A 21,284-nucleotide genomic window follows, 5' to 3' on the forward strand; every position below is an offset into this window, starting at 1 on the left:
GCGGCGGGCCCGTCCGGGGCTCCCGCGTCCCCGGTGGCCTGGGGACGCGATCGGGGGATGGGGACGGCAGACGGCCGCTGTCGATTCCGGGTGGCCCCGTTCGTAGCAGGGCGACACCGACGGAAGGTTCACCCATGATCGAGCACCTGCCATCCCCGCGGACGCTGCTGACCGGCCTGGCGATGGTCGAGTCCGCGCGCTGGCACGACGGCCGCCTGTGGTTCGCGCACTGGGGCGTCGGCGAGGTCGTGGCGGTCGACCTCGACGGCCGCGCCGAGGTGATGGCCCCGGGCCCGGCCCGGATGGGCTGGTCGATCGACTGGCTGCCCGACGGCCGCCTCGTCACCACCGGCGAGACGGTCACCCGCCACGAGCCCGACGGCACGACCACGACGCTGCGGGACCGCGGCGCCAACGAGATCGTCACCGACCCGCGCGGGCACGTCTTCGTCGACGGCTTCGACGGGGCGTTCGGCGACGGCGCCGGCATGCCCGACCCCGGCTGGATCGACCTCCTCGGCCCCGACGGCACCTCGCGGCGGGTCGCCGAGGACATCGACTTCCCGAACGGCATGGTCGTGACCCCGGACGGCACCTCGCTGGTCGTCGCCGAGTCCGTCGCCGGGCGCCTCACCGCGTTTACGATCGCCGAGGACGGCGGCCTGTCCGGCCGCCGTGTGTGGGCCGACGGGCTCGGTCCCGACGGCATCGCGATCGACCCCGCGGGCGGGATCTGGACCCAGACCGCCGACACCGCGGCCCACACCGGCGACCCCGGCGCGCCGCGCGGGGCGTGCGTCCGGGTGCTCGACGGCGGCGAGGTCACCCACCGCGTCGAGACCGACCTGCCGTGCTTCTCCTGCGTGCTCGGCGGGCCCGAGGGCCGGCACCTGTTCCTGCTCTGCAACGAGTTCGAGGGTGTCGACCGCCTGCGCGAGGTGCAGGAGCGGCGGTCGGCCCGGGTCCTCGTGACCGAGCTGCCGGGCTGAGGGTGCCGGGCTGATACTGCGCCGGTGCCGTCCGCGAACCGACGGGTCGAGCGCCGCTCCGCTCCGTCTCCCGCCGAGCTCGAGGCCGCCCGCTCGCGCCTGCTGCCCGACGTGCTGCCGGGTCCCGGCGACCCCCCGCTGCGCGTGCTGTTCTGCGGCATCAACCCGGGGCTCGTCTCGGCGTTCACCGGGCACCACTTCGCCCGCCCCGGCAACCGGTTCTGGCCCGCGCTGCACGCCTCGGGCTTCACCCCGCGCCTGTTCGCCCCGTCCGAGCAGGGCCTGATGCCGTCCCTCGGCCTCGGCATCACCAACGTCGCGCCGCGGGCCACCGCCCGGGCGGACGAGCTCGACGACGCCGAGCTGGTCGCGGGTGGCGAGCGACTGCGCGCCCTCGTCGCGGACGTCGCGCCGCGGTGGCTCGCGGTCGTCGGGATCGGCGCCTACCGCGTGGCGTTCGGCGACCGTCGGGCCGCCGCGGGGCGCCAGGAGCGCACCCTCGGGCCGACGGGGGTGTGGGTGCTGCCGAACCCCAGCGGGCTCAACGCCCACCAGACCCCGGCGACGCTCGCGGCGGCGTTCCGGGAGCTGCGCGAGGCCGCGGGACAGGCCGGATAAGTTGCGCGCTCCCGGGGCACAAGCCCGGCATGAAGGCTGCGCTCTACCGCCACACCGGTCCGGCCGCCGAGGTGCTGTCGGTCGTCGACGTCGAGACCCCCGAGCCGGGACCGGGCGAGGTCCGCGTCCGCATCACGGCGTCGGGGATCAACCCGACCGACTGGAAGACCCGGACGGGCCTGACCGGGCAGGAGCCCGACACGTTCCAGATCCCGCACCAGGACGGCGTCGGCGTCATCGACGCGATCGGTGAGGGAGTGGACGCCACGCGGGTCGGGCAGCGCGTCTGGCTCTTCCTCGCCGCGTTCGGCAACCGCTACGGCACCGCCGCGGAGTACTCGGTGGTGCACGCCGACCTGGCCGTCCCGCTGCCGGACGACGCGCCCGACGAGCTCGGGGCCTGCCTGGGCGTGCCGGCCGTGACCGCGGCGCACTGCCTGCTCGTGCGCGGGGCGGGCCGCGAGGCGCTGCGCGACACGACGGTGCTGGTCGCGGGCGGCGCCGGCGCGGTCGGGCACTACGCGATCGAGCTGGCCAAGCACGCGGGCGCCCGCGTCGTCACCACGGTGAGCTCCGAGGAGAAGGGCGAGCTCGCGCGGGCCGCCGGCGCCGACCTTGTCGTGAACTACCGCGAGCCCGGGCTCATCGAGCGCGTCCAGGCCTTCACCGACCAGGTCGACCGGGTCGTCGAGGTCGCCCTCGGCGCGAACCTCGAGCTCGACCTCGCGGTGTCCGGCGCCGGCACCGTCATCGCCGTGTACGCCAACGAGCCCGACGACCCGGTGATCCCGACCCGGCGCCTCATGGTCGCCAACACCGCGATCAGCTACGTGCTGCTCTACGGCGTGCCCCGCGTGGAGCTCGCCGACGCGGTGTCGTGGACCGCGGACGCGGCGGCCGCCGGCGCGCTCTCGCCGCTGCCGGTGACCCGCTACGCGCTCGACGACATCGTCGCCGCGCACGAGGCCGTGGAGCAGGGCGCGGTGGGCAAGGTGATCCTCACGCCCTGACCGACGCGGCGAGCTCCCACGGCCGCGGGCGGCTCACCGCGCGCTCGCTCTCGGCGAAGGTGCGCCGGCGCAGGAACGACGAGCGCGCACACAGACGGAACCAGGCGCGCGCGACACGGGTGCGCCAGACGCCGCCGGCGAGCATCTGGTCGCGCACGGCCAGCGCGTCCTCGATGGTCGCGGTGCCGTGCTCGCGCAGGTCGGCCTCGTAGGCGCCGACGGCGTCCAGGAGGGCGTCGGGACCGGTCAGGGCCAGTGTGAGCCGGCGGGCGTCGCGCAGGGCGGCGTTGCCGCCGAGCCCGCCGGTGGCGGGGACGGCGTGCACGGCGTCGCCGAGCAGGGTGACGCGGCCGGGCTCCCAGTGCGGCACGGGCGGCGCGACGAGGAAGACGCTCGCGCCGCGGCTCGCGGGCTCGCCGGCGGCGAGCAGGCGGCGCAGGTCGGGGTGCCAGGCCGCGGTGAGCCCGTCGGCGAGGGCGGCGAGGGCATCGGCGTCGTGGGCGTCGAGGTCCGGCGGGAGGTGCTCGGGCGCGGTGACGAACGCGGTCAGCAGGTAGGGCTCGTCGACCGGCGGGGCGGGCCGGCCGGTCACCTCGGCGAGGACCGCGCGGGCACCGGGCGGCGGGCGGAAGGCGGCGGTGAACAGCGAGCCCGGGCCGGCGTCGGAGACGACGTGCATGCCGTGGGCCAGGACCGCCGGCACGTCCGACGTGAGCGGCACCTTGCCCGCGAGCCCGACGACGCCCGCAGGGACCGGCTCGGCGTCGGGGAGGAGCTGGCGGCGCACGCGCGAACCCACGCCGTCCGCGCCGACGAGCAGGTCGGCGGTGACGTGGCGGCCGTCGGCGAAGCGGGCGGTGACGGCGTCGTCGCCCACCTGGTGGGACACGTACTCGGCGCCGAGGTGCACGACGTCGTCGAGCCCGGCGAGCAGCAGGCGGCGCAGCGTGCGCCGGTCCACGGCGTAGTGGTTCTCCGCGGGGTCGTCGGCCGCCGGGTAGGCGATGGCCTCCTCGATCTCCACGAGCTCCTCGAGCTGCTCGGTGACGAACCCGAAGGGCCCGCCCGGCGCAGACGTCGCGAGGAAGGCCTCCCAGAGGTGGTCGGGCAGGCAGGCCCGCAGGGAGCGCGCACCGGCCGGGTCGACGTGGATGCGGTAGCCCTCCCACCGGTCGGCGGGATCCCGGTCGCGCTCGTGCACGGTGACCGGCACCCCGGCGCGGTGCAGACCCTGGGCGAGGCAGAGCCCGCCGATCCCGCCGCCGATCACCGCGACCCGCGGTCGGTCCGTCATCGCGTCGCTCCTGTCGTCTGCTCCACCAGCCGGGCCAGCACGGTCGGGGCGAGGTCGGGCACGAGGCGAACGCCCTTGACCGCGGCGATCACCAGCTCCGCCCGCGCCGACGGGTCGTCGTCACCGTCGAGCGCCGTGAAGAGCCCGACGAGCACCTCGCGCCAGCCCGCCTCCTGCCGGTCGACCACCGCCCGGACCGACGGGTCGCGGCGCGCGCGCAGGTCGAGCTCGGCGGTGACGGTGAAGAGCTCGGGGCGCGTGGCGATGAGGCCCGCGAGCGCATCGAGGTGGGCCGCGAGGGCCTCGCGCGGGGGCAGGTGGGACGGCGGCGCGCTCGTCGCGAGCAGGGCCGCGGCGTGCTCCGCGACCGCCTCGACGAGCTCGGCCTTCGTCGCGACGTGGTAGTGGAGCGTCGACTGGTCGATGCCGACCTCGTCCGCGACCCGCCGCAGGCGTAGGCCCTCGAGGCCCACCTCGGCCACCAGTCCGAACGCCGCCGACACGAGCTGCTCGCGCCGGGTCGGCCCTCCATCAATCACTTGATGGAGACTAGGGCACGGTCGAGGTCGACGTCTACCTGTGACCTTCCGTCACAGCTACCGACGGGTTAAGTTCCTGCGGTGCCACCACCACACCACTACGACGTGCTCGTCGTCGGGTCCGGGTTCGGCGGCAGCGTCACGGCGCTGCGGCTCGCCGAGAAGGGCTACCGGGTCGGGGTCCTCGAGGCCGGACGACGGTTCACGCCCGAGACCCTGCCGGCGACGTCGTGGGACGTGCGGAACTTCCTCTGGGCGCCGCGGCTGGGCTGCTACGGGATCCAGCGCATCCACGTGCTGCGCGACGTCGTGGTGCTCGCCGGCGCGGGCGTCGGCGGGGGCTCGCTGAACTACGCGAACACGCTCTACCGCCCGAAGAGCGAGGCGTTCTACCGCGACCCGCAGTGGGCGTCGCTGACCGACTGGCGCGACGAGCTCGACCCGTTCTACGACCAGGCGACGCGGATGCTCGGCGTCGTCACCCAGCCGTCGGTCACGCCCTCGGACGTCGTCATGCGCCAGGTGGCCGAGGAGCGCGGCCGCGGCGACACGGTGACCCCGACGCAGGTCGGCGTGTACTTCGGCGAGGGGCCGGGCGTGACGGCGCCGGACCCGTTCTTCGGCGGCGCGGGCCCGGAGCGCACCGGCTGCCGCGAGTGCGGCGAGTGCATGACCGGCTGCCGCCACGGCGCCAAGAACACCCTCGAGACCAACTACCTCGCGCTGGCCGAGCGCGCCGGCGCCGTCGTGCATCCGGAGACGACGGTGCGCACGGTCCGGCCGTCCGCCGACGGCTACGTGGTCGAGACCAGGGCGACCCGCGGGCGGGGCCGGACGACGTTCACCGCCGACCAGGTCGTGCTCGCCGCCGGCACGTGGGGCACGCAGTCGCTCCTGCACCGCCTGCGCGACACCGGTGTGCTGCCGCGCGTCTCCCGGCGGCTCGGTGAGCTGACCCGGACCAACTCCGAGGCGCTGGTCGGCGCGATGGCCCACCGTGCCCCGGAGCCCGGCGGGCCGCGCGACTTCACCCGCGGCGTCGCGATCACCTCGTCCTGGCACCCGGACGAGGACACGCACATCGAGCCGTGCCGCTACGGGCGTGGGTCGAACGCGATGGGCCTGCTCACGACGCTCATGACCGACGGCGGCGGGCGGGTGCCGCGGCTGCTCAAGCTGCTGGGCGGGATGGTGCGCCACCCGCGGACGTTCGCGCGCTCGCTGGACAAGCGGCACTGGTCGGAGCGCACGGTCATCGCGCTGGTCATGCAGTCGCTGGACAACTCGATCACCGTGCGCCGGCGCTTCGGCCGCCTCGTGTCCCGCCAGGGCCACGGCACGCCGAACCCGACCTGGATCCCGGCCGCGAACGACACCACCCGCCGGCTCGCGGAGATCATCGACGGCGACCCCGGCGGCACCTGGGGCGAGGCGGTGAACATGCCGATGACCGCGCACTTCATCGGCGGCTGCCCGATCGGCGCCGACCCGGAGCACGGCGTGATCGACGGCTACCAGCGCCTCTTCGGGCACCCGGGCCTGCACGTCCTCGACGGCTCCGCGCTCTCGGCGAACCTCGGCGTGAACCCGTCGCTGACGATCACCGCGCAGGCGGAACGGGCGATGGCGTTCTGGCCGAACAAGGGCGAGCCCGACCCGCGCCCGCCGCTCGGCTCGGCGTACGAACGCGTGGAGCCGGTCGCCCCGCACGCGCCCGTGGTCCCCGCCGACGCTCCGGGCGCCCTGCGCCTGGTGCCCCTCGGCACCCCCGCCGTCCCCCCGCGCACCCCGGTCTGACGAGGGTCCCGAGATACGAGCGATGCGGCATCGCTGGCGTCTGGCGCCAGGATCGCCACAGCCTCGCTCGCGCGACACGCCGAGAAGTCGCTGAGACACGGCGGTGTCTCAGCCTTGCGGCCACCCGCGGCACGCAGCGCAGCGGAGCTGCCGCGCCGAAGGCCGGACGCTGACGACGAACGTCAGGGAAGCCACCACGATCTTGGGCCCGCCGGGGCGGGATCGAGCTGGCGGAAATACTGACGTTGAACGTCAGCATGGCCGCCACGCTGACACACCCCGTGCGTCGCTCACCGGCCGGAGACGGCGAGGATCGCGGGCGTGGCCGCCGACGCGTTGCTCTTCTCCAACTCCCGCCCGCCCGGGGAGGCCGTGCCGTTCGCGCACGCCGCGGAGCCGCTGCGCCGCCACGTCGGCGGCCGGACGCTGTGGTTCGCGCCGTGGGCCGGTGGCGACCACGACGCCTACACCGGCTTCGTCGCCGCCGCGCTGGAGAACGTCCTCGGGCCCCTCGACGTCCGGGGCCTGCACCGCGAGCCCGACCCCGCGGCGACGATCCGCGACGCCGACCCCGACCGCGAGACCGTGTTCGTCGGCGGCGGCAACACGTTCCGCCTGCGCCGGCGCACCGGCGACAACGGCGTCCTGGACGCCCTGCGCGCCCGAGAAGACCTCCGATACGCCGGAGCCAGCGCCGGGTCCAACCTCGCCTGCCCGACGATCATGACGACCAACGACATGCCGATCGTCGACCCCGGCGGCTACGACGCCGTCGGCCGCATCCCCGTGCAGATCAACCCGCACTACCTCGACCCCGACCCGCACTCGACCCACCGCGGCGAGACCCGCCAGCAGCGGATCGAGGAGTTCCACGAGGAGAACGCGGTCGCCGTCGTCGGGCTCCGCGAGGGCGCCTGGCTGCTGCACAGCGCCGACACCCTCACCCTCGACGGCCACACCGCGCGCCTCTTCCGCCGCGGCCACGCGCCGGACGAGCTCGCGGCGGGTACCGACCTGACGTGGCTCCTCGCGACACCTACCTCCTGACCGACGTCCGCACCCGCCACCACGACGGGCTCGTGGACGTCGCGGTGCACGACGGCCGGATCGCCGCGATCGGGCCGGGACTCGACCACCACGCACCACGCATCGACGGCCACCAGAAGGTCCTCCTCCCCGGCCTCGTCGAACCCCACCTGCACCTCGACAAGGCGATGCTCGACCCCGGTCCCGACCCGGACGCCGGCCTCGACGCCGCCGTGGCACGCACCGCCGAGCGCAAGCAGCGGTTCACCCCCGACGACGTCCGCGCCCGCACCACGGATGTGCTGCGGCGCGCCCAGGCCGCCGGCACCACGCGCGTCCGCACGCCCGTCGACGTCGACCCGACCGTCGGTCTGACGAGCCTCGACGTCCTCCTCGAGCTGCGCGACGAGTGGCGCGACCGCATCGACCTCCAGGTCGTCGCCTTCCCCCAGGAGGGGATCGCGAGCAGACCCGGCACCCGCGACCTCCTCGTCGAGGCCCTGCGCCGCGGCGCCGACGTGCTCGGGGCCTGCAGCTACGCCGAGGACGACGTCGACGCCTGCCGCGACCACGTCCGCGACGTCCTCGAGCTCGCGCAGCACCACGGCGTCCCGGTCGACGTCCACGCCGACTTCGCCGCCGGGGCGGGCGGGAGTGCCACCGACGCCCGCCACGACCTCGCCGAGGACATCGCCACGATGACGCGAGCGGCGGGGATGGAAGGCCACGTCGTCCTCGGCCACGTCACGACCCTCGCCGGCCTCGACCCCGACCGCCGGCGCCGCACCGCCGACGCCCTCGCCGCCGCGGGCGTCGGGGTCGCCGTCCTGCCGCCCACCGACCTCTACCTCGTCGGCGCCTCGGCCCCCGTCCGCGAGCTGCGCGACGCCGGCGTGCGCGTCGCCTACTCGTCGAACAACGTCCGCAACGCCTTCACCCCGTTCGGCACCGTCGACCTCCTCGACGCCGCCCTGCTGCTCGGCCACATGCAGGGCGTCGACCTCGACACCCTGCTCGACATGGGCACCGTCGACGCGGCCGCCCTGCTCGGCGACGACCGCCACGACGTCGTCCCCGGCGCGCGGGCGGACCTGGTCCTCATGGACGCCGCCGACGCGCGCACAGGCCTCCTCGACCGCGCCCGCCGCACGCCCGTCACCGAGCGAACGAGGACTCCGCGTGCCTAGTAGCAGCGAACAGCGCGTTCGCTGCGAACATCACGCCGCCCCGAGCAGCGAAGCCTTGCGGACCGGCGCAGACTGACCGGCGATGACCGTCACGCGTCGCTCGTCCCGTGAATCCCTCCTCGCCGAGGACCTGCGTTCGGCTGTCCGCGGGCGGGTCCGGTTCGACACCTCGAGCAAGGCGATGTGGTCGGCGGACGCGTCGAACTACCGCCACGTGCCGATCGGCGTCGTCCAGCCGGTCGACATCGACGACGTCGAGGCGGTCGTCGACGTCACGCGCCGCCACGGCGTCCCGCTGCTGCCGCGCGGGGCGAGCACGAGCATCGGCGGCCAGGCGGTCAACGAGGCCGTGATCGTCGACTTCTCCCGCCACATGACCCGCGTGCTGGAGATCGACCCGGACGCGCGCACCGCCCGCGTCCAGCCCGGCGTCGTCCTCGACGACCTGCGCGAGGCCGCGCGCCCGTACGGGCTGACGTTCGGCCCCGACCCCTCGACGCACAACCGCTGCACCCTCGGCGGGATGATCGCCAACAACGCCTGCGGGTCGCACTCCGTGGCGTGGGGCAAGACCGTCGACAACGTCCGCTCGCTCGAGGTGCTGCTGGCCGACGGCACGCGGATGGGCGCCGGCCGCACGCCCGACCTGCCCGCCGCGATGGCGCGCCCCGGCCGCGAGGGCGCGATCTACCGCGAGCTGGCCGCGCTGCGCGACCGCTACGAGGGCCTCGTCCGCGACGAGCTGCTCGGCCACGGGATGACCCGGCGGGTCAGCGGCTACAACCTCGACGAGCTGCTCGACGACCACGGCTTCGACCTCGCCCGCGCGCTGGTCGGCACCGAGGGCACGTGCGCGACGATCCTCGAGGCCACCGTCGACCTGGTCGAGTCGCCGCCGGCGCGGGCGCTGTGCGTGCTCGGGTTCCCCGACGCCTACATCGCCGCCGACCACGTCATGCCGATCCGCGAGCACCACCCGCTGACGATCGAGGGCATGGACACCGGCGTCATCGGGGCCCTGCGCGCGAGCAGGCCCGACGAGCGCACCCACGAGCAGCTGCCCGAGGGCAAGGGCTGGCTCTACGTCGAGACCGGCGGCGCCGACCGCGCCGAGGCCACCGCGAAGGCCGAGGCGATCGGGCGCGAGATGGCCCGCTACGGCGCGAGCGTCAAGGTCGTCTCGGAGCCGACGGCGCAGCGCGCGCTGTGGAAGATCCGCGAGGACGGGTCGGGGATCGTCACCCGCTCCCCCGACGGCGGCGAGGCGTGGCCGGGCTGGGAGGACGCCGCGGTGCCGCCGGCGCAGATGGGCGCCTACCTGCGCGAGTTCGACGCGCTGCTGGGCAAGCACGGCCGGCGGGGCGCCTACTACGGGCACTTCGGCGACGGCTGCCTGCACGTGCGCATCGACTTCGACCTGCTCACCCGCCCCGGCCTCGCGAACTTCCGCGCGTTCCTCACCGACGCCGCCGACCTCGTGGCCGCGCACGGCGGCTCGGTCTCCGGCGAGCACGGTGACGGGCAGGCGCGCGCCGAGCTGCTCGCCCGCACCTACAGCCCCCAGCTGCTCGAGGCGTTCGGCGCGTTCAAGGACGCCTGGGACCCCGAGGGCCGCATGAACCCGCGCCGCGTCGTCGACCCGGCGCCGATGGACGAGGACCTCAAGGTCTTCGTCGGCGTCCCCACCATCGGGCCGCGCACCGAGCTCGCCTACACCGACGACCGCGGCAGCTTCACCCGCGCCAGCCGCCGCTGCATCGGCGTCGCCAAGTGCATCTCCGACTCGGGCGGCTACATGTGCCCGAGCTACCGCGTCACCGGCGAGGAGGCCCACTCCACCCGCGGCCGCGCGCGGATGCTGTTCGAGATGGCGAGCGGGCAGCTCGTCCCCGACGGCTGGCGCTCCACCGAGGTCCGCGACGCCCTCGACCTGTGCCTGAGCTGCAAGGCCTGCCAGCGTGACTGCCCGGTGGGCGTGGACATGGCCACCTACAAGGCCGAGTTCCTCTCCCAGCACTACGCCGGGCGCGCCCACAAGCGTCCCCGCAGTCACTGGTCGATGGGGCACCTGCCCCGCTGGCTGCGCCTCGCCACGGCGGTGCCGGGCCTGCCGCGGGTCGCCAACGCCCTGGCCCGCCGGCCCGCGCTGGCGAACGTCGCCAAGCGCCTCGGCGGCATCGCCCCGCAGCGCGACATCCCGACGCTGGCCCCGAAGCCGCTGCGCCGCCTCGTGGACGCGCGCCGGGCGCACGCCGACAGCACGAAGCCCCGCGTGCTGCTGTGGCCCGACACGTTCACCGCGGCGTTCGACCCCGAGCTCGCCCTCGACGCGATCGCCGTCCTCGAGCACCTCGGCTACCGCGTCGAGCTCCCGGACGGCCAGGTCTGCTGCGGGTTGACGTGGCACACCACCGGCCAGCTCGACACGGCGCGCGCCGTCGCCCGGCGCAGCCTCGACGTCGTCAAGCCCTGGCTCGACGACGGCGTCCCCGTGGTCGGCCTCGAGCCCTCGTGCACCGCGGCGCTGCGCCAGGACGTCGTCGAGCTGCTCGGCCCCGACGACGAGGACGCCGTGCGGCTGGAGAAGTCGACGCGGACGCTCGCCGAGGTCCTGGCGCAGCACACCGACGAGCTGCGGGCCCAGGTCACGACGACGACCAAGGCCGTCGCCCAGATCCACTGCCATCAGTACGCGGCGATGGGCTTCGACGCCGACCGGTCGGTGCTCGACGCGCTCGGGGTCGACGTCCGGGTGCTCGACGAGGGGTGCTGCGGGCTCGCGGGCAACTTCGGGTTCGAGGACGGGCACTACGAGGTCTCGACGGCCTGCGCCGAGCGGGGCCTGATGCCCGCGGTGCGCGCCGCCGACCCGGACACCGCGGTGCTCGCCGACGGCTTCTCCTGCCGCACCCAGATCCGCCAGCTCGAGAACGCGGGCCACGAGCCGGTGCACCTCGCCCACGTCGCGGCGCGGGCGCTGGGCCTGCGGTCGGGGACACGCGCGCCGGCGGCGTCGGCGTCGGGATGACCCGTCCGGGCGTCCTGCGCTGGATCGCCTACGCGTTCGGGGCGCGACTGCCCGTGCGGTACGCGCCGTGGGTGCTGCACGACCTGACCTGCCGCACGTGGTTCCTGCGCCACCTCGCCCGCTCCGCGGTCCAGGCGACGCCGGCAGCGCTCCTGGCGCTGCTGCCCGGGCCGGTGTGGCTGAAGGTCGCGCTGCCGCTGTTCGTGCTGTTCTCGACGCTGTTCATGGCGACGCTGTTCTCGCCGATGGTGCGCGAGAAGCGGCTCTACCAGCACGGATACCTGCCGGAGGTCGTGCTCCGTGACGACGAGTAGCCGAGGCCCGAGGGTTCCCGCCGGCGCCGGTGTGGACGAAGCTCTGCGTCGACGAGGCGACGGCGACGGGAGCGACCTCATGCCCCAGGGACAGGCCACGTCGAACGACGGCACGTCGGTCGCCTACCGGCGAACCGGCGCCGGGACAGCGCTCGTGCTGGTGCACGGCGCGGCCTGCGACCACAGTCGATGGGCTCCGGTCCTGCCCGCGTTCGAGGAGCGCTTCACGGTCTGCGCCGTCGATCGGCGCGGCCGCGGCGGCAGCGGCGACGCGGAGGACTTCGCGATCGAGCGGGAGTTCGAGGACGTCGCCGCGGTGGTGGACTCGCTCGAGCAGCCGGTGATCCTGGTCGGCCACTCGTACGGAGCGCTCTGCGCGCTCGACGCCGCGCTGATCACCCGCAACGTGCGGGCGCTGGTGCTCTACGACCCGTCGTTCGAGCAGGTCGGCGCGGAGCTCTACCCGTGGGACGTCATCGAACGGCTCGAGTCGCTGATGCGGGCGGGAGACCGCGACGGGGTGGTGGTGACCACGGCCCGCCAGGTCGCCGGGGTGTCGGCGGAGGTGGTGGACTTCATGCGGTCCCAGCCAAGCTACGGCGCACGCCTCGCGGCGGCGCCCACGATCCCCCGGGAACTGCGCGCGATCAAGACGTACCGGTTCGACCCGGAGCGCTTCCGGGACCTCGCGATCCCGACGCTGGCGCTGACCGGGAGCGAGAGCCCGGCTGGCTATCGACGCGCCGCCGAGGCCGTGGACGACGCGCTGCCGGACTCCCGCCTCGTCGTCCTGCCCGGGCAGGGGCACGGTGCCGTGGACACCGGGACCGCCCTCTACATCGCCGAGGTCCTCCGGTTCACCGACGCCCTCGCGTGAGGGCCGGCTAGGTCACGATCGGCGCGTCGGCCAGCGGCACGCCGTCGGCGAGCACCTCGAGCACGTCGGCGAACGTCTCGATGTAGGCGCGGTCCGGGTCGCGCCGGACGAGGGCCTGCGCGGCGAGGCGGGCGCCGCTGACCACGCCGGCGAAGACGACGACGTCGTCGTCGTCGGCCGGGCGCCCGACGGCCTCTCCGACCAGCGCCGCGACGGCGTCGACGCCGAAGGTGTTGCGCTCGCGCAGCACCGCGCCGATCTCGGGGACCGTCCGCGCGAGGTCCATGCGGACCTCCTCCAGCGCGCGCTTCTCGTCGTCGAGGGAGGCGAACGCGGTGCGCATGCTGCGGGCCAGTGCCCGGAGCAGCGGGGTGCCGGCCGGTTGCGCCCGGAAGGCCGCGTCGTAGAGCGGGTCGACGTCGTCGAGGAGGACGACGTCCTCCTTGGTCGGGAAGTAGCGGAAGAACGTGCTGCGCGAGACGTCGGCCGCCGCCGCGATGTCGTCCGCCGTCGTCGCCGCGAAGCCCCGGTCGCGGAACAGGCGCAGGGCGTGGCGCTGCAGCTCGGCGCGGGTGCGGGCCTTCTTGCGTGCGCGCAGCCCCGGATCGGTCACACCCGACATCTTGACACGCCGGTTCATGTGACACTACGTCTTACTTGAGACTCAGTCTCAGTTCGGCGTACCGTCGACACCATGGACACCGAGGTGATCGTGGCGGGGGCAGGACCGACCGGGCTGGTCACGGCCCTCGAGCTGGCGCGCCGGGGGATCGGGGTGCGGCTGCTCGACGCCGCCCCTGCGCCGTTCGCGGGCTCGCGCGGCAAGGGGCTGCAGCCCCGGTCGCTCGAGCTGCTCGACGTCGTCGGCGGCGTGACCGACCGGCTGGTCGCGCTCGGGCGCACCCACCTGCCCGTGCGCCGGTACGGGCCCGACGGTGTCGTCGACGAGCCCGCCCGCGGGAAGGCCCCGACCCCGGACACGCCCTGGCCCTCGACGCTGCTCGTCCCGCAGTGGCGGGTCGAGCAGGTGCTGCGCGAGCGGCTGGCGGAGTTCGGCGTCGCGCCGGAGCAGGGGGTCGGGGTCGAGGACCTGCTGGTCACCGCCGACGGCGTCGAGGTCGTGACGACGGCGGGGACGATCGGCGCCCGCCACCTCGTCGGGGCGGACGGGGGCGGCAGCACCGTGCGCCGCCGGCTCGGCGTGCCGTTCCTCGGCGAGACGCGCGAGGAGATCCGGATGGTCGTCGCCGACGTCGAGCTCGAGGGGCTCGACCGCGAGCACTGGCACCAGTGGGGCTCGCCGAGCGGGGCGCCGTACTCGTGGGTCGCGCTCTGCCCGCTGCCAGCCACGTCGACCTGGCAGCTGCAGGCCGGGCCGCTCGACGACCGCGAGCCCGACGAGTCGGTGCTCGCCGAGATCGTCGGCGCCCGGGGCCCACGGGTCCGTCTCCGCGAGGTGGCCTGGCGCTCGGTGTGGCGGCTCAACGTCCGGATGGTGGCCGACTACCGCGTGGGCCCGGTGTTCCTCGCCGGCGACGCCGCGCACGTGCACTCCCCCGCCGGCGCGCAGGGGATGAACACCGGCATCGGCGACGCGATGAACCTCGGCTGGAAGCTCGCCGCCGTGCTCCGAGGCGCCGACGCGGGCCTGCTCGACACGTACACCGCCGAGCGGCTGCCGATCGCCGCGGGCGTCCTCGGCATCTCCGCGGAGCTCTCGGGTGGCGCGATGTGGGCGCGGACGGCGGCCCAGGTGCGCACCACGTCCCAGCTCGACCTGTCCTACCGCGACGGTCCCCTCGGGGGCGCCTCCGAGGGGCCCGGCCCGCGTCCCGGCGACCGCGCCCCCGACGCCCCGGTCGGCGACAGCACGCTCTTCCTCCGCCGCCGCGAGGCCGACTGGACGGTGCTGAGCACGCAGGACGTCGAGGTCGCCGGCGCGGCCACGGTCGTCGTCGGCGACGAGGCGGCCGCGACCTACGCGCTGGCCCCCGGCGAGGTCGTCGTGATCCGGCCGGACGGGTACGTCGGATGCCGCGCGACGGTGAGCGAGGCGCGCACCTGGCTCGCCCCGCTCACAGCCCGGCCGGGCACCGCTCGGGCGGCGTGACGCTCAGCCGGCCTTGCGGCCCCACACGGCGGTCATCATCCAGCACTGCGTCCAGGAGGTCGGGTCGTCGAGCAGCGCCGTGGCCGCGTCGAGGGTCGCCGCGTCCAGTCCGCCGGCGGCCAGAACCCGGTCGCGCACCTCGGCGAAGAAGAGCTTGAAGTAGAGCGCGCCCCGCTCGCCGCCGCGGATGTTCTCCACGTCGGTCGAGGCCTGCGGGCGCGCGAACCCGGCGTCGACGACCATGCCCGGCAGGCGCCGTCCGATGAACCAGTCGACGCCGTTGTCGCGCCCCCACCCGAGGATCGCGGACCACGTGTCGGCCCAGGTCGCGGGCTCCGTCGTCGGCGCGAGGTGGAAGTCCGGCTCCTGGACCAGCAGCCACCCGCCCGGCCGGACCGCCGCGGCCATCTTCCCGAGGATCGCCGGGGCCTGCTCCGCGACCTGGTGCAGCATCGCGCGGCAGGTGACGAGGTCGTAGCCGGCGCCGGGCAGCTCGCTCGTCCGCACGTCCGCCTGCGCCACGGTGAGGTTCTGCGCCGGAACGAGGCGGAGCAGCGCGGTGTTGATGTCGACCGAGGTCACGCTCCCCGACGGGCCCACCACCCCGCACAGCCACTCGGCGACGCTGCCGTTGCCGCCGCCCAGCTCGAGGCAGCGCCAGCCGGGTCCGACGCCGATCCCCTCGAGGTAGCGCTGGGTCCACGGATCGAGGATCTTCGACATGAGGTCCAGGCGCTGGTACTCGACCGTCGCCGCGTCGTCGAGGATGTAGGGGCGCAGGGCTTCCGCCACGTCGACCTCCCGGGTCCGCTCGCGATGCGCCTCACCCTGGCGCACCCGCACCGCGACCGGTAGCCGCGGACGCTCAGAGCCCCGCGGGGCACTGCTCGGGCGGCGTGACCTGCGGATCGAGCAGGTAGGCGGTGTAGGCCTCGGCGGCGCAGCGGCTCGGGGCGTCGAGGGTGGTGTGGCCGATGGCGTCGACGACGAGCACGTGCGCCGCGGAGAGCTGGGAGGCCGTGGCCCGGGCGTCCCCGAGCGGGGTCGTCGGGTCCCACCGCGAGTTGACCATCAGGGCGGGCGCGGCGAGCGGGGCGTTCCACGGCCCGAGGTAGCGGTCGGGGTCGATGGCGGGCCAGTCGACGCACATCGCGTGGTTGAGCGCCGTGGACGCCCCGATGATCGGGTGCGCGGCCTGCTCGGACACCACGGCGGCGTCCATGTCGGCCGCCGACGGCGTGACGCTGTCGGTGCACTGGATCGCGAGGTACGACGGCGAGTGCTCCGGCGCCCACGGGGTCGCGGGCAGCGGGATCCGCCCGCCCGAGGGCGGGGCGGGGAGCGCAGCCAGCGAGCGCATCAGTCCGGGCAGGCGTCCCTCGGTCTGCAGGGCCCGGTCGATGCGCGCGACGAGGTCCGCCGAGGACGGACCCGCGGCCGCGACGACGTCGGTGGCGCGCGCCCGCGCGTCGGGGCCCAGGGGGCAGGCGGGACCCGCGGCGCACCGGTCGAGGGCCACCCCGAAGGCCTCCTCCCAGGCCTCGCTGACCGCCGCCCGCACGTCCACCGGGACCCGCTCGGTCCCGGGCGCGCCGGCGGCGTTGGCGACGAGGTCGAGGCTGCCGTCGAGCACCATCGCGCGGGTGTGGGCCGGGAACAGGTTCGCGTAGGTCGCCGCCGAGTAGGTGCCGTAGGAGTAGCCGTAGAGGCTGACGGTCTCCTCGCCGAGCGCCTGGCGGACGAGGTCGACGTCGCGGGCGGCGTTCGCGGTGGACAGGTGCCCGAGGCGCTCGCCGGTGCCGGCGAGGCAGGCCCGGCCGGGCTCGGCGGCCGACGCCCAGAACTCCGGGGTGCGCGCCGGGCCCACCGGCGCGGGCACCCGGTCGCCGCCGAACGGCCCGCAGTCGACCGGTGACGAGGCGCCGGTGCCGCGCGGGTCGATCGTCACGAGGTCGAAGCGGGACCGCAGCGCGTCGAAGCGGCCCGCAAGGCGTCGCAGGCTCGACGTCCCCGGCGTGCCCGGGCCGCCGTAGTTCACGACCAGCGTGCCGATCCGCGCCGCCGGGTCCCGGGCGGGCATCCGCAGCGCCGCGAGCGTGATCGTCGGGCCGGTCGGGCGACGGTAGTCGAGCGGGACGACGACGTCGGCGCACTGGGCGCCGCCGCAGGCCCGCCAGTCGAGGGCGGGGACCGGCGCGCCGTTCGTGCCCATCGGCGGGCGGGCGTCGGGCGCGGCCGCCGACCCCGAGGCCGGGCGCCCCGCACAGCCCACGACCGCCGCCAGCAGGAGGACGGCGAGCAGCACGCGGGATCTCACGGGCCCATCATGCGACCAGGCCTACTGCATGTGCGTGACCGACGCCCACGACGCCGACCACGGGGCGCGCAGCGTGCACAGCGCGAGCGGGACGTCGCCGTTGATCACGGCGTTGGCCGTCGGGTCGCGGTGCGCCGGCAGGGGCGTGATCGTGCCGCACAGCTGCGCGGCCCCGTCGACGGACCCGACGAGCAGCGCCGCGGTGGCCGTGTCCGGCGGCGGGCCGAAGAACGCGAACCCGCGGTGCCCGCTGTACACGTCCGGCAGGCCCGCCTCGGGCCCGTACCGGTCGAGCGCCGCGGCGTACCAGTACGAGAAGGCGAGCACGGTCGTGTGCGCCCGCTGCTCCGGGGGCAGCGCGCGGTACGCGGCGCCGGTGCTCGCGGCGAGGCTCTGCCAGCCGACCTGGCCCGCGGCGAGGAAGTCGCCCCGCTCGACTCGCCACGACGCCGGCCCCAGCGGCAGGGCGATCACGGCCACGACCAGCGCGGACGCGACGTAGGCGGGCACCGACACCGACCAGCCCCACCACCGCGCCGGACGCCGGTCCTGCAGCACGACGGCCCCGGCGGCGACGAGGACCGCGGCCAGCCCCATGACGTAGTACGGCCGCCCGCCGGCGACGATCATCGCGGCGGTCGTGGCGACGGCGGCGATCCCGACCGCGCGCCACGGCCGCAGCGCGTCGGTGCGCAGGAGCCCCCACAGCCCCAGCCCGGCGAGGACCATGCCGGGCACGAGCCCGACGTCCCAGGCGGCGAACGGGAGGAACGACCACCGGTTGCCGGTCAGGCCGCCCTCGCCGGCGACGACCTCCCCCATCTGCAGCTGCGGCCAGCCGTGCGCGGCCTGCCAGAGCAGCGTCGGGACCGTCGACGCCGCCGCCAGCGCCAGGCCGAGCCACAGCGCGGGCCGCCCGAGCAGCCGGCGCGGACCGGCCCACAGGACGCCGAGCGCGAGCCCCGCGACGAGGACGGGCACGAGGAACTTGACGGCGAGCGCGACGGCCAGCACGAGCCCCGCGGCGATCAGCAGGCGGTCCTGGCGCACCCGGATCCACCGCACGACCAGCCAGAGCAGCACCGACCAGAGGAACGGGTCGAGCGTGGAGGTCGCCAGCAGATGCCCGGTGGCGAGCAGGAACGGCGAGATCGTGATCGCGGCGCCGGCGAGCAGCTGCGCCCGGCGCCGTCCGCCGAGCTCGGCCGCGAGGAGCGCGGTCACCACGACGTGCGCCGCGCTCGTCAGCGTCACCGGCAGGCGCAGGACGACGAGGTTGCCGGGCGCGATCGCGTCGAGGCCCGCGGCGAGCCACGGCACGAGCGGGGGCTGGTCGGCGTACCCCCACGCCAGGTGCCGGCCGGCGGCGACGAAGTACAGCTCGTCGCCGAACGCGCCGTACCAGGCGGAGCTGACCCCGTGCACCAGCGCGACCACGCCGGCCAGCAGGAGCACCGCGCGCCAGGCCACGCGCGGGGTGGCGGAGGTCTCCGGGACCGGGGGCGCGGCGGGAGGCGCGACGATCGGCACGGGGGCCGTGGTGGTCATCGGGGACCTCCGGCGGGGAGGTAGCCCATTCGAGGGACCCTAGGACACGCGTCACAGCGTGGTCGCACGGGTCCGGTGCCGTGACCGTGTCGACGGGGATCGTGGTGCGAGACTGTCCGGCGATGGAGCTCACGCAGGGGTGGTCGACGGTCGTGCCGCCGGGTGTCGCGGAGCGCTACGAGCTCCGCGAGACGCGCAACGCCGCCGCCGTCCTCGCCGCGACGAGCCGCGAGGAGTTCGCCGAGATCTGCGCGGTCCTCGCCGACTTCGCCCTCACCACCGCCGACCTGATCGAGGCCGGCGGCAACGAGTCCCGGCTCGCGGCGCGCCTCAACGCGGCGTTCCGGGAGCGCGGCTGGCGCGAGGGGCGCGTCGACACCGTGGTGACCTCCCGGCTGCAGGTCCAGCCCTGGGCGCCCGCCGGGGAGGTGGGCGTGACGGTGCGCGAGAGCGAGGTCGTCAACGAGGGCTACAAGGTCGACAACGTGAAGGGCCGGGTCGCGCTCGACGTCGAGTGGAACGCCAAGGACGGCAACCTCGACCGCGACATCGGGGCCTACCGCGCGCTCTACGACGCCGGCCTCATCGACGGGGCCGTGCTGCTGACCCGCACCCACGACGACCTGCGCGAGCTCGCCCGCGAGCTGACCCGCGCGGCCGGGGGCAGCGACGACGAGGTCCGCAGCAGGCTCTCGACGTCCACGACCACCCACCTCGGCAAGCTCGAGTCCCGCATGACCCGTGGGGACGCCGGCGGGTGCCCGCTGCTCGCGGTCGCGATCTCGCGCCGCTGCTGGGTCCCGGCCGACGGCGAGCGCGACCGGCCCGCCGCCCCGGCGCCCCTGATGCTCACCGACGGGCTCGGCTGGTGAGCCCGGACGACGACGACCCGGCGCTGTCGGGGCCCGGCGCTAGCGTCCCGCCCACCCCGACCACGAGGAGGCCCGAGACGATGACCCTGGCGGCGGACGCCGGCCCGGACGGCCAGACCCCCACGCGCGCCCGGCGCGCCGAGCCCCTGCGCGTGGACGCGACGCCCCTGGAGCAGGTCGCGCTCCCGCGCACCGCGGGCGGCTGGTCCTGCGTGTACGCCGACCCCCCGTGGCGGTTCACCAACCGGACCGGCAAGGTCGCGCCCGAGCACCGGCGGCTCGACCGCTACGACACGATGACCGCCGCCGAGATCGCCGCGCTGCCCGTGGCCGACGTCGTCTCCGCGAACGCCCACCTCTACCTCTGGGTGCCGAACGCCCTGCTCCCCGAGGGCCTGGCGGTCATGCAGGGCTGGGGCTTCCGGTACGTCAGCAACCTCGTCTGGGCCAAGCGCCGCAAGGACGGCGGGCCCGACGGGCGGGGCGTCGGCTTCTACTTCCGCAACGTCACCGAGCTGGTCCTCTTCGGTGTCCGCGGGTCGCTGCGCACGCTCGAGCCGGGCCGGCGCCAGGTCAACATGATCGAGACGCGCAAGCGCGAGCACTCCCGCAAGCCCGACGAGGCCTACGACCTCATCGAGGCGTGCTCGCCGGGGCCGTACCTCGAGATGTTCGCCCGCTACCCGCGGCCCGGGTGGTCGAGCTGGGGCGCCGAGTCCGCCGAGGACGTCGTGCCGCGCGGACGTCAGTACTCTGCCTACAGGTAGTACACGGCCGAACAGTTTTTCTCACTCGCCGTCACGGCACTGGGCCGACGGACGGACCTTGATCTCGTTCGCAGTACGCGTCCGACCGCTTGACTCAGGAGTAATCCCCGATAGTGGCGGCGTTCGGCCACGCGCTGTGATACTGCCCCGCATGGCGAAGACACCAGAGCTGGCGCGCAACCAGCGGGTGACGGGGACGGAGCGCTCCAAGCTGGGCACCGAGCTGCTCAAGCGGTACCAGAAGGGCGCCAGCATCCGGGAGATCTGCGCCGAGACCGGCTACAGCATCGGGCGCGTCCGCCGCCTGCTCGTGGACGCCGGCGTCGAGTTCCGCGGCCGCGGCGGCACCCAGGGCCGCACCCGCAAGGACGGCAGCAAGAGCGCGGGCTAACGACCCCGCCGGCGCCGGGCGAGCGCGTTGAACCCGCGCCGGAGCCCGACCTCGAGGCGCGACCCCTCGGCGGGCAGCAGCCCGATCTGCCGCGCGAACTGCATCTGGTCGAAGATCACGAAGTTGCTCGCGATCCGGCCGTCCGCCACGACGAAGTGGTCCATCCCGTCGAGGTCGACGGCGGCCCCGGTCGCCTCGAGGCCCTCCCACTCGGCGCCCGAGTGGTGACCGGCGAGCCGCCAGCGCAGGAACACCTCGCCGCTGTCCCGCGTGCCGTTCTCCGCCATGCCCTCGATGGTCATCCCGAGGTCGGGCACCGCCGCGAACACCCCGCGCCACCAGGACACGAGCTCGTCGGCGCCCCGCACCGTGCGCGTGGGGAAGCGCGCGCGGATCGTCGGCGCGTACACCTGGCGCAGCGCCTCGGCGTCGTGCGCGTTCAGCACGTCGATCGTCCAGCGCACGAGGGCGCCGGGGGACGCGCCGTCCGGCGGCGTCGGGCGGGGCGGGGAGGAAACGGCGCTCACACCGACGGGAGCGTAGAGGGCGTCCGAGTCGGGCACCTCCTCGTCGGTACTCCCCCGAACGTTCCCCCGAGGT

20 protein-coding genes are annotated in these 21,284 nt (G+C 75.3%); 13 read left to right on the forward strand and 7 right to left on the reverse strand.

The features are described 5' to 3' along the window. Nucleotides 1–134 precede the first annotated feature (134 nt). The 3 genes from EV188_RS13125 (at nt 135) to EV188_RS13135 (ending at nt 2,617) form a co-directional block, all read left to right on the forward strand. On the forward strand, nt 135–989 hold the full coding sequence (locus EV188_RS13125) for an SMP-30/gluconolactonase/LRE family protein (RefSeq protein WP_133826710.1): 855 nt from the start codon (nt 135–137) through the stop codon (nt 987–989). Nucleotides 990–1,088: 99 nt separating this feature from the next. Next, on the forward strand, nt 1,089–1,607 hold the full coding sequence (mug, locus tag EV188_RS13130; protein WP_243741714.1) for a G/U mismatch-specific DNA glycosylase: 519 nt from the start codon (nt 1,089–1,091) through the stop codon (nt 1,605–1,607). 29 nt (nt 1,608–1,636) lie between these two features. Then, nucleotides 1,637–2,617: an NADPH:quinone reductase gene (locus EV188_RS13135; protein ID WP_133826712.1), complete on the forward strand. Its 981-nt coding sequence runs from the start codon at nt 1,637–1,639 to the stop codon at nt 2,615–2,617. On the opposite strand, the gene EV188_RS13140 is transcribed toward EV188_RS13135, so the two are convergent. Together EV188_RS13140 and EV188_RS13145 are read right to left on the reverse strand one after the other, a co-directional pair. After that, nucleotides 2,607–3,911 carry an FAD-dependent oxidoreductase gene (locus EV188_RS13140; RefSeq protein ID WP_133826713.1) on the reverse strand — a complete coding sequence of 435 codons (1,305 nt, stop codon included), beginning with the start codon at nt 3,909–3,911 and terminating at the stop codon, nt 2,607–2,609. The genes EV188_RS13135 and EV188_RS13140 overlap by 11 nt on opposite strands. Beyond that, nucleotides 3,908–4,450, reverse strand: a complete 543-nt coding sequence (locus EV188_RS13145; RefSeq protein ID WP_133826714.1) for a TetR/AcrR family transcriptional regulator — start codon at nt 4,448–4,450, stop codon at nt 3,908–3,910. The genes EV188_RS13140 and EV188_RS13145 overlap by 4 nt, the downstream gene beginning before the upstream one ends. Nucleotides 4,451–4,531: 81 nt before the next feature. Here EV188_RS13145 and EV188_RS13150 point away from each other — a divergent pair, with 81 nt between their 5' ends. From EV188_RS13150 to EV188_RS13170, 6 genes are all read left to right on the forward strand, one after another. Further along, complete coding sequence (locus EV188_RS13150) at nt 4,532–6,247, forward strand: GMC oxidoreductase (RefSeq protein ID WP_133826715.1); 1,716 nt, start codon at nt 4,532–4,534, stop codon at nt 6,245–6,247. A 321-nt stretch (nt 6,248–6,568) separates the two neighbouring features. Continuing rightward, nucleotides 6,569–7,294 carry a dipeptidase PepE gene (gene pepE, locus EV188_RS31565; RefSeq protein ID WP_166659864.1) on the forward strand — a complete coding sequence of 242 codons (726 nt, stop codon included), beginning with the start codon at nt 6,569–6,571 and terminating at the stop codon, nt 7,292–7,294. Beyond that, nucleotides 7,267–8,460 carry an amidohydrolase family protein gene (locus EV188_RS13155; protein ID WP_166659865.1) on the forward strand — a complete coding sequence of 398 codons (1,194 nt, stop codon included), beginning with the start codon at nt 7,267–7,269 and terminating at the stop codon, nt 8,458–8,460. The genes pepE and EV188_RS13155 overlap by 28 nt, the downstream gene beginning before the upstream one ends. Nucleotides 8,461–8,542: 82 nt before the next feature. Continuing rightward, entirely contained in the window at nt 8,543–11,488 is a 2,946-nt protein-coding gene (locus tag EV188_RS13160) for an FAD-binding and (Fe-S)-binding domain-containing protein (RefSeq protein WP_133826717.1), read from the forward strand. Then, nucleotides 11,485–11,802, forward strand: coding sequence for a DUF5313 family protein (locus EV188_RS13165; protein WP_133826718.1), 318 nt, complete (start codon nt 11,485–11,487; stop codon nt 11,800–11,802). The genes EV188_RS13160 and EV188_RS13165 overlap by 4 nt, the downstream gene beginning before the upstream one ends. 79 nt (nt 11,803–11,881) lie before the next feature. Further along, complete coding sequence (locus tag EV188_RS13170) at nt 11,882–12,679, forward strand: alpha/beta fold hydrolase (protein WP_133826719.1); 798 nt, start codon at nt 11,882–11,884, stop codon at nt 12,677–12,679. A 7-nt stretch (nt 12,680–12,686) separates the two neighbouring features. On the opposite strand, the gene EV188_RS13175 is transcribed toward EV188_RS13170, so the two are convergent. Further along, on the reverse strand, nt 12,687–13,292 hold the full coding sequence (locus EV188_RS13175; protein WP_243741661.1) for a TetR family transcriptional regulator: 606 nt from the start codon (nt 13,290–13,292) through the stop codon (nt 12,687–12,689). A gap of 81 nt (nt 13,293–13,373) precedes the next feature. On the opposite strand from EV188_RS13175, the gene EV188_RS13180 reads away from it, so the two are divergent. Beyond that, nucleotides 13,374–14,789 (forward strand): FAD-dependent monooxygenase, encoded by a 1,416-nt coding sequence (locus EV188_RS13180; RefSeq protein ID WP_133826721.1) that lies wholly within the window; start codon nt 13,374–13,376, stop codon nt 14,787–14,789. A gap of 3 nt (nt 14,790–14,792) precedes the next feature. Here the strand turns inward: EV188_RS13180 and EV188_RS13185 are convergent, their stop codons facing one another. The 3 genes from EV188_RS13185 to EV188_RS13195 form a co-directional block, all read right to left on the reverse strand. Further along, entirely contained in the window at nt 14,793–15,581 is a 789-nt protein-coding gene (locus EV188_RS13185; protein WP_133826722.1) for a class I SAM-dependent methyltransferase, read from the reverse strand. Between the two features lie 73 nt (nt 15,582–15,654). Next, nucleotides 15,655–17,106 carry an alpha/beta hydrolase gene (locus EV188_RS13190; protein ID WP_133826723.1) on the reverse strand — a complete coding sequence of 484 codons (1,452 nt, stop codon included), beginning with the start codon at nt 17,104–17,106 and terminating at the stop codon, nt 15,655–15,657. A 21-nt stretch (nt 17,107–17,127) separates the two neighbouring features. Beyond that, nucleotides 17,128–18,654 (reverse strand): ArnT family glycosyltransferase, encoded by a 1,527-nt coding sequence (locus EV188_RS13195; RefSeq protein WP_243741662.1) that lies wholly within the window; start codon nt 18,652–18,654, stop codon nt 17,128–17,130. Between the two features lie 122 nt (nt 18,655–18,776). Between EV188_RS13195 and EV188_RS13200 the strand changes: the two genes are divergently transcribed. The 3 genes from EV188_RS13200 to EV188_RS13210 all read left to right on the forward strand — a co-directional run bounded on the left by EV188_RS13200 (nt 18,777) and on the right by EV188_RS13210 (nt 20,684). Beyond that, nucleotides 18,777–19,526, forward strand: coding sequence for a BglII/BstYI family type II restriction endonuclease (locus tag EV188_RS13200; protein WP_133826724.1), 750 nt, complete (start codon nt 18,777–18,779; stop codon nt 19,524–19,526). 80 nt (nt 19,527–19,606) lie between these two features. Next, the gene (locus EV188_RS13205; RefSeq protein WP_133826725.1) at nt 19,607–20,293 is read left to right on the forward strand and encodes an MT-A70 family methyltransferase; all 687 of its coding nucleotides are present in this window, start codon (nt 19,607–19,609) and stop codon (nt 20,291–20,293) included. 151 nt (nt 20,294–20,444) lie between these two features. Continuing rightward, on the forward strand, nt 20,445–20,684 hold the full coding sequence (locus EV188_RS13210) for a helix-turn-helix domain-containing protein (protein ID WP_208114168.1): 240 nt from the start codon (nt 20,445–20,447) through the stop codon (nt 20,682–20,684). Here the strand turns inward: EV188_RS13210 and EV188_RS13215 are convergent. Continuing rightward, nucleotides 20,681–21,211 carry an ester cyclase gene (locus tag EV188_RS13215; RefSeq protein WP_166659866.1) on the reverse strand — a complete coding sequence of 177 codons (531 nt, stop codon included), beginning with the start codon at nt 21,209–21,211 and terminating at the stop codon, nt 20,681–20,683. The two genes, EV188_RS13210 and EV188_RS13215, sit on opposite strands and share 4 nt — an antisense overlap. Nucleotides 21,212–21,284 lie beyond the last annotated feature (73 nt).

Source organism: Actinomycetospora succinea (assembly GCF_004363095.1).
Lineage (GTDB): Bacteria > Actinomycetota > Actinomycetes > Mycobacteriales > Pseudonocardiaceae > Actinomycetospora > Actinomycetospora succinea.

What these genes read in the sequence shown, in the direction of transcription:
- EV188_RS13125 (WP_133826710.1), top strand. Translation starts at nt 135, where the DNA reads ATGATCGAGCACCTGCCATCCCCGCGGACGCTGCTGACCGGCCTGGCG.
- EV188_RS13135 (WP_133826712.1), top strand. Translation starts at nt 1,637, where the DNA reads ATGAAGGCTGCGCTCTACCGCCACACCGGTCCGGCCGCCGAGGTGCTG.
- EV188_RS13140 (WP_133826713.1), bottom strand. Translation starts at nt 3,911, where the DNA reads ATGACGGACCGACCGCGGGTCGCGGTGATCGGCGGCGGGATCGGCGGG.
- EV188_RS13160 (WP_133826717.1), top strand. Translation starts at nt 8,543, where the DNA reads ATGACCGTCACGCGTCGCTCGTCCCGTGAATCCCTCCTCGCCGAGGAC.
- EV188_RS13165 (WP_133826718.1), top strand. Translation starts at nt 11,485, where the DNA reads ATGACCCGTCCGGGCGTCCTGCGCTGGATCGCCTACGCGTTCGGGGCG.
- EV188_RS13170 (WP_133826719.1), top strand. Translation starts at nt 11,882, where the DNA reads ATGCCCCAGGGACAGGCCACGTCGAACGACGGCACGTCGGTCGCCTAC.
- EV188_RS13180 (WP_133826721.1), top strand. Translation starts at nt 13,374, where the DNA reads ATGGACACCGAGGTGATCGTGGCGGGGGCAGGACCGACCGGGCTGGTC.
- EV188_RS13195 (WP_243741662.1), bottom strand. Translation starts at nt 18,654, where the DNA reads ATGACCACCACGGCCCCCGTGCCGATCGTCGCGCCTCCCGCCGCGCCC.
- EV188_RS13200 (WP_133826724.1), top strand. Translation starts at nt 18,777, where the DNA reads ATGGAGCTCACGCAGGGGTGGTCGACGGTCGTGCCGCCGGGTGTCGCG.
- EV188_RS13205 (WP_133826725.1), top strand. Translation starts at nt 19,607, where the DNA reads ATGACCCTGGCGGCGGACGCCGGCCCGGACGGCCAGACCCCCACGCGC.
- EV188_RS13210 (WP_208114168.1), top strand. Translation starts at nt 20,445, where the DNA reads ATGGCGAAGACACCAGAGCTGGCGCGCAACCAGCGGGTGACGGGGACG.